Origin of the sequence: Streptomyces hygroscopicus subsp. hygroscopicus (genome assembly GCF_030269125.1) — a bacterium.
GTDB classification, from domain to species: domain Bacteria; phylum Actinomycetota; class Actinomycetes; order Streptomycetales; family Streptomycetaceae; genus Streptomyces; species Streptomyces hygroscopicus_C.
Map to the genome: position 1 here is coordinate 1 of NZ_BSSM01000074.1, position 302 is coordinate 302.

The following is a 302-nucleotide window of genomic DNA, read 5'->3' on the forward strand; positions in this document are numbered from 1 at the left end:
CGGAGACGAAGACGATGTTCTCGCGGGCCAGGCCGAGTTCGGGCATGAAGCCCTGGACGGCGGCGAGGATCGCGTAGTCACCGCAGCCGGGGCACCAGCGCACCTCCTGGTCCGACTTGAAGTCCTTGGCGAGGAGCTTGAGTTCAGTTGCCACGGAGCACCTCCTGCAAAGCGTCGGCGAGCTGTTCCGCCTTGAACGGCATGCCGTTGACCTGGTTGTACGAGTGGGCGTCGACCAGGTACTTCGCCCGGATCAGGGTGGCGAGCTGCCCGAGGTTCATCTCCGGTACCACCACCTTGTC

General features: G+C 64.6%; 1 pseudogene. It reads right to left on the reverse strand.

What is annotated here, in order from left to right:
• Nucleotides 1–154: pseudogene (locus QSK45_RS38155) on the reverse strand (2-oxoacid:ferredoxin oxidoreductase subunit beta); the annotation flags it as partial.
• Between the last annotated feature and the right edge of the window lie 148 nt (nucleotides 155–302).